Consider the following 6,167-nt stretch of genomic DNA (forward strand, 5'->3'; position numbering starts at 1 on the left):
GCCGACGCGGTGCTCGCGGCGGGTGGCGGCGCGTTCGAGAAGGCCGCCGGGCCGCACCATGCGCCGGACCCGGTCTGGCTGGCGCGGCTCGGGGCCGAGTCCGATCCGGACCTTGCGCCGCCCCGGCCGCTCTACCTCAAGGCGGCGGACGCGCATCCCCAGACGGCGGGGCGCATCGCGCGCCGGTGATCGCGCTCAACGGGAGGACCGGGGGAGAGCCCCGGTTGTGACGCGGACATGCTCTGGCTCTGGTACTGGGACGCGCTTCTCGGCCGCACGCCGCACTGGGCGGTGACGACGGCGGACGCCGGCGACGCCGACGAACTGGCTGCGCTGCACGCCGCCAGCTTCGCGCGCGGCTGGAGCATCGAGGAGATGGAATCGCTGCTGCGCGACCGGGCGGTGGTCGCCTCGACGCTCTATCGGGAGGGGAGCTCCCGCCCCAAGGGCTTCGCCATCTCCCGGATCGCCGTCGACGAGGCCGAGGTGCTCTCGGTCGCGGTGGTGGAGCGCCGGCGCGGCCAGGGCGGCGGCAAGGCGCTGTTCGGCCGCCATCTCGGCCAGCTCGCCGCCGCCGGCGCGCGACGGGTGGCGCTGGAGGTGGACGAGGACAACGTGGCCGCGATCCGGCTCTACGAGAGCTTCGGCTTCAAACAGGTCGGGCACCGCGCGGCCTATTACCAGCGCGCCGACGGCGGGCGCGCCTCGGCGCTGGTGCTCGCCCTCGACATGGCCTGAGCCGCGCCGCCGTCCGAGGTTTGATCAGGCTCACGTTTACGGCTCGCCTTGGCGCTCTTATAAGCTCCGGAACATCCTCGCTTGCGCAAGGGAGGCGGCCGCATGGCCACGACAGCGCTCAAGACCGAAACGATCGAGCGCCTCTGCGCCTCCAAGGGCATGCGCATGACCGAGCAGCGCCGCACCATCGCGCGCGTGATCGGAGGGGCCGACGACCACCCGGACGTGGAGGAGCTCTATCGCCGGGCCTCCGCGCTCGATCCGCGCATCTCCATCTCCACCGTCTACCGCACGGTGAAGCTGTTCGAGGACGCCGGCGTGATCGCCCGCGTGGACTTCCGCGACGGCCGCTCGCGCTACGAGCCCGCGCCGGACGAGCACCACGACCACCTGATCGACCTGCGCTCGGGCAAGGTGGTGGAGTTCCGCAACGAGGAGATCGAGGCGCTGCAGGCGGAGATCGCCCGCAGGCTCGGCTACCGGCTGGTGGACCACCGGCTGGAGCTCTACGCCGTGCCGCTCGACGACCGCGAGGACTGATCCCCCTTGCCGCTCCGTTCCGTTCGCGCCGGGCTCGGCGTCGCGGCGCTCGCCGCGGCCACCCTCGTCGGCCTGCCCGTCCAGCATGTGGCGCTGAAGCTCGGCAGCCCCGCCGCCCGGCGGATCCCGGTGCTGTTCCACCGCTTCGCGCTCGGCGCCATCGGCGTCCGCCGGCGGGTGGTCGGCGTGCCGGGCGTGGGCCGGCCGCTGCTGATGACCGCCAACCACGCCTCCTGGCTCGACATCGTGGTGCTGGGCGCGACCGCGCCGGTCTCGTTCGTCGCCAAGTCCGAGATCGCGTCCTGGCCGCTGTTCGGCGCCTTCGCCCGGCTGCAGCGCTCGATCTTCGTGGACCGCCAGCGGCGCCGCGCGACCGGCGCGGTGAGCCGCGAGATGAGCGAGCGGATGGTCGCCGGCGATCCGATCGTGCTGTTCGCGGAAGGCACCTCCAACGACGGCGTGCGCCTGCTGCCGTTCCGCTCGGCGCTGATCGGCGCGGCCCGCGCCGCCATCGTCTCGGGCGGCGGCGAGGAGGCCTTCGTGCAGCCGGTCTCCATCGCCTACACCCACCGCAACGGCCTGCCGCTCGGGCGCCGCGGCCGTCAGGAGGTGGCGTGGTACGGCGATCTCGACATTCTGCCGCACATGTGGGCGGTGCTGCGCGGCGGCGCGATCGACGTCACCGTCAGCTTCGGCGCGCCGATCCGCATCGACGCCGGGACCGACCGCAAGGCGGTGGCCCGCGCCGCCGAGGCCGAGGTGCGGCGCATGACGGCGGCGGCGTTCCGGGGCGAGGCCGCCGGCTAGCGCCCGAGCGCGGCGTCGATCAGTTTGAGCGCGTCGGCGCTCGCCCATTCCGCGGGGCCGGGCAGGAAGCCGATCTCGCAGCCGGCGCGGTCGAGGATCAGGGTGGTCGGCATGCCCGAGCCCCGGCCGACCGCGCGCAGATCCCGGAACACCTTGTTGGACGGATCGGCGTAGAAGGCGAGGTTCTGCGAGCCGATCTCCTTCAGGAAGGCCTTGGGCTTGTCGGTGGCGCCGAAATCGAGCGACACGGCCACCACCTCGAAGTCCGCGCCGCCGCGCTCCGCCTGCAAGCGGTCCAACGCCGGCATCTCCTTGCGGCAGGGCGCGCACCAGGTGGCCCAAAGGTTGAGCAGCACCACCTTGCCCTTGAACCGGTCGAGGCCGAGCCCGGCGCCCGACGCGTCCTGGAATGCGAGCGGCGGCAGCGGGCGCGGTTCGGACGGCGCCACCACCCCGGCGACCTCGCCCCGGGCGGCCTTCGCCACGGCCGCGAGCGTTTCCGGCGAGGCGGCGCAGGCCGCTTGGGCCTTGTCGCCGCCGCCGATCCCGTATAGGGCGAGCGCGGCGAGCCCCGCGACGGCGGCCGCGCCGAACAGACCCCTGCGGACCCAGGGCCTGCCTACGGGGCTTGGGGTCTGGCGGAGCTTGGGCTCTGGCATGCTTGTTCGACCTCGATGAACGCGCCCCGCGGGCGCCGCGCGACGGGACCTTTATCAGATGAGCAATTCGATGTGGGGCGGCCGGTTCTCCGAGGCGCCGGACGCCGTTCTCGAAGCGATCAACGCCTCGATCGACTTCGATCGCCGCTTCTACGCCCAGGACATCCGCGGCTCCAAGGTCCACATCGCCATGCTCGCCGCCACCGGCATCGTGGAGCGTGAGGACGCCGCGGCGATCTTCAAGGGTCTGAACCAGGTTCTCGCCGAGATCGAGGAGGGCCGCTTCACCTTTTCGCGCGCGCTGGAGGACATCCACCTCAACGTGGAGAACCGGCTGACCGAGATCGTCGGCCCCGCCGCCGGGCGCCTGCACACCGCGCGCTCGCGCAACGACCAGGTCGCGACCGACTTCCGCATGTTCGTGCGCGACGCGCTGGACGGGCTGGACCGGAGCCTGCATGGGCTGCAGCAGGCGCTGATCGGCCGCGCCGGCGGACACCTCCACACGGTGATGCCGGGCTTCACCCATCTGCAGAGCGCCCAGCCGGTCACGTTCGCCCATCACCTGATGGCCTATGTGGAGATGATCGGCCGCGACCGCGGCCGCCTCGCCGACGCCCGCCGGCGCCTCAACGAATGCCCGCTCGGCGCCGCCGCGCTCGCCGGCACCTCGTTCCCGATCGACCGCGAGATGACCGCCCGCGGCCTCGGCTTCGACCGGCCCACCGCGAACTCCATCGACAGCGTGTCCGACCGGGACTTCGTGCTGGAGACCCTGTCCTTCGCCGCGATCTGCGCCGGCCATCTTTCCCGCTTCGCGGAGGAGATCGTGCTGTGGTCGACGCCGCAGTTCAATTTCATCCGCCTGTCGGACCGCTTCTCCACCGGCTCGTCCATCATGCCGCAGAAGCGCAACCCCGACGCCGCCGAACTGGTGCGGGGCAAGACCGGCCGCGTCATCGGCGCGCTGGTGGCGCTGCTGACCGTGATGAAGGGCCTGCCGCTCGCCTATTCCAAGGACATGCAGGAGGACAAGGAAGGGCTGTTCGACGCGCTCGACACGCTCGACCTCAACATCGCCGCCACCACCGGCATGGTGCTGGACATGACGGTTCACGTCCGCACCATGACCCAGGCCGCGGGCGCGGGCTACGCCACCGCCACCGATCTCGCCGACTGGCTGGTGCGGGTGCTCGGCCTGCCGTTCCGGGAGGCGCATCACGTCACCGGCCGCATCGTGGCGGTGGCGGCGGAGAAGAAGCTGCCGCTCGAGCGCCTGCCGCTCGCCGACATGCAGGCGGTGGAGCCCCGCGTCACCGAGGCGGTGTTCGAGGTTCTGGGCGTGCGCCGCTCGGTCGCGAGCCGCACCAGCTACGGCGGCGCGGCGCCCGTCAACGTGAAGGCGCAGGTCATCCGCTGGCGGAAGACGCTTGCCAAGGAGGCGCAGGCCTTCGACAACACGCCCAAGGACGCCTGACGCGCCCCACCCCTTGAGCCGAAGGACCTGACGCCGTGTCCAGCCCCTCGCCCCGCGCCGCCTGCGCTCTCGCCGTCCTCGCCTTCGCGCTCGCCGTGGGCGGCTGCGGCCGCAAGGGCGCGCCGGAGCCGCCTCCCGGCGCTCCGACCGTGAAGGTCACCCGGCCCGACGGCACGGTGGAGGAAAAGCCGGCCAAGCCCGACCGGCCCTTCGTGCTCGACCGTCTCCTGAACTGACGGGGCGCGGCCCAGCGCCCCACCGGACCGACCATGCACCATTTCGCTTACGCCGACGGCGCGCTCGGCGCCGAGGACGTGCCCCTCGCCCGCATCGCGGATGAGGTGGGGACGCCCGTCTACGTCTACTCCACCGCGACCCTGACGCGGCACGTGCGCGTGTTCCGCGAGGCCTTCGCGGGCGTGGACCATCTGGTCTGCTACGCGCTCAAGGCGAACTCCAACCAGGCGGTGCTGACCACGCTGGCGCGGCTCGGCGTCGGCACGGACGTGGTGTCCGGCGGGGAGCTGCATCGGGCGCTGAAGGCCGGCGTGCCGGGCGAGCGCATCACCTTCTCGGGCGTGGGCAAGACCGCGGCGGAGCTCGCGGCCGGCGTCGAGGCCGGCATCCTCGCCTTCAACGTGGAGAGCGAGCCGGAGCTGCGCCTGCTGTCGCAGGTGGCGGCCGACAAGGGCGCGACCGCCCACATCGCGCTCCGCGTCAATCCGGACGTGGACGCCAAGAGCCACGCCAAGATCTCCACCGGCTCGTCCGAGACCAAGTTCGGCGTTCCGATCGCCGACGCCCGCCGGGTCTATGCGGAGGCCGCGCGGCTTCCGGGCCTCAAGGTCTCGGGCGTCGACATGCACATCGGCAGCCAGATCACCGAGCTCGACCCGTTCGACAGCGCGATCTCCCGGCTGGTCGGCTTCGTGGGCGAACTGCGCGCGGACGGCCACGCCATCGACCATGTGGACCTCGGCGGCGGGCTCGGCATCCCCTACCGCGACGACAACGAGCCTCCGCCCCATCCGGACGCCTACGCGGCCGTGGTCAAGCGCCTGACCGCCGACCTGAAGGCGACGCTGGTGTTCGAGCCCGGCCGGCTGATCGTGGGCAACGCCGGCGTGCTGCTCACCCGCGTGATCTACGTGAAGGAGGGCGCCGCCAAGACCTTCGTGATCGTGGACGCCGGCATGAACGACCTGATCCGGCCGACGCTCTACGACGCCCATCACGAGATCTGGCCCGTGGCCGAGCCCGCCCCCGACGCCCCGCGCCGGCGCGCCGACGTGGTGGGGCCGGTGTGCGAGACCGGCGACTATCTGGCGCTCGACCGCGACATGGCGGCGCCCGAGGCGGGCGACCTGCTGGCGGTGATGTCCGCCGGCGCCTACGGCGCGGTGCAGGCCACCACCTACAACTCCCGGCCGCTCGTGCCGGAGGTGCTGGTGGACGGCGACCGCTACGCCGTGGTGCGCCCCCGCCCCTCGCTCGACGACCTGATCGCGCTCGACCACGTTCCGGACTGGCTGCGCGAGGCCTGAGCCGCCGAGCGCCTTCCGGGCTGAGCCTCACGGCGGAGTGACGCGTCGCTCCGGGCATGGGGTAGCGTCCGCGCCGTCGCGTGCTAGTCTTGCCCCTTCGATGCGCGAAACGCCTTGAGGGGGGAACGGGCGCGCACGGGAGACCGGCGTTTGGACGACACCCACTCGACCCCGCGCCCGCCGCGCGGGTCCCTGATCGACCGCCTCGCCCGGCGCGCGGCCCTCGCCATCGCGTGGGAAGCGGCGTGGCCGGCGCTTGCGGCCACGCTCGCGGTCGGCCTGCTCTTCCTCACGGTGTCATGGTTCGGCCTCTGGGACGCGGCGCCGGTCTGGGCGCGCGTCGCGGGCGTCACGCTGTTCGCGCTCGCCGCCCTCGCCACGCTGTCGCCGCTGGTACGGCTG

Annotated in this window: 8 protein-coding genes and 1 pseudogene; 8 read left to right on the forward strand and 1 reads right to left on the reverse strand. The window is 72.7% G+C overall.

The window, feature by feature from the left end:
* The 4 genes and pseudogenes from ACFQ4O_RS14130 to ACFQ4O_RS14145 form a co-directional block, all read left to right on the forward strand.
* Nucleotides 1–189: pseudogene (locus tag ACFQ4O_RS14130) on the forward strand (tRNA (adenosine(37)-N6)-threonylcarbamoyltransferase complex dimerization subunit type 1 TsaB); the annotation flags it as partial.
* A gap of 48 nt (nt 190–237) precedes the next feature.
* Nucleotides 238–738 carry a GNAT family N-acetyltransferase gene (locus ACFQ4O_RS14135; RefSeq protein WP_378776419.1) on the forward strand — a complete coding sequence of 167 codons (501 nt, stop codon included), beginning with the start codon at nt 238–240 and terminating at the stop codon, nt 736–738.
* A gap of 102 nt (nt 739–840) precedes the next feature.
* A complete protein-coding gene (locus ACFQ4O_RS14140) occupies nt 841–1,278 on the forward strand; it encodes a Fur family transcriptional regulator (RefSeq protein ID WP_378776421.1) in 438 nt (145 codons plus the stop codon).
* 6 nt (nt 1,279–1,284) lie between these two features.
* Nucleotides 1,285–2,085, forward strand: a complete 801-nt coding sequence (locus ACFQ4O_RS14145) for a lysophospholipid acyltransferase family protein (protein WP_378776423.1) — start codon at nt 1,285–1,287, stop codon at nt 2,083–2,085.
* Here ACFQ4O_RS14145 and tlpA read toward each other — a convergent pair.
* Nucleotides 2,082–2,744 (reverse strand): thiol:disulfide interchange protein TlpA, encoded by a 663-nt coding sequence (tlpA, locus tag ACFQ4O_RS14150; protein WP_378776425.1) that lies wholly within the window; start codon nt 2,742–2,744, stop codon nt 2,082–2,084. The two genes, ACFQ4O_RS14145 and tlpA, sit on opposite strands and share 4 nt — an antisense overlap.
* A gap of 58 nt (nt 2,745–2,802) precedes the next feature.
* On the opposite strand from tlpA, the gene argH reads away from it, so the two are divergent.
* The 4 genes from argH to ACFQ4O_RS14170 all read left to right on the forward strand — a co-directional run.
* On the forward strand, nt 2,803–4,221 hold the full coding sequence (gene argH, locus ACFQ4O_RS14155; protein ID WP_378776427.1) for an argininosuccinate lyase: 1,419 nt from the start codon (nt 2,803–2,805) through the stop codon (nt 4,219–4,221).
* Nucleotides 4,222–4,256: 35 nt separating this feature from the next.
* Entirely contained in the window at nt 4,257–4,457 is a 201-nt protein-coding gene (gene lptM / locus ACFQ4O_RS14160; protein WP_378776429.1) for an LPS translocon maturation chaperone LptM, read from the forward strand.
* Between the two features lie 33 nt (nt 4,458–4,490).
* Entirely contained in the window at nt 4,491–5,765 is a 1,275-nt protein-coding gene (gene lysA, locus ACFQ4O_RS14165; protein WP_378776432.1) for a diaminopimelate decarboxylase, read from the forward strand.
* A 150-nt stretch (nt 5,766–5,915) separates the two neighbouring features.
* The coding region (locus ACFQ4O_RS14170) for a DUF4175 family protein (RefSeq protein ID WP_378776434.1) at nt 5,916–6,167 on the forward strand (252 nt) is incomplete at its 3' end.

The organism is Methylopila musalis, from assembly GCF_042679725.1.
Lineage (GTDB): Bacteria > Pseudomonadota > Alphaproteobacteria > Rhizobiales > Methylopilaceae > Methylopila > Methylopila musalis.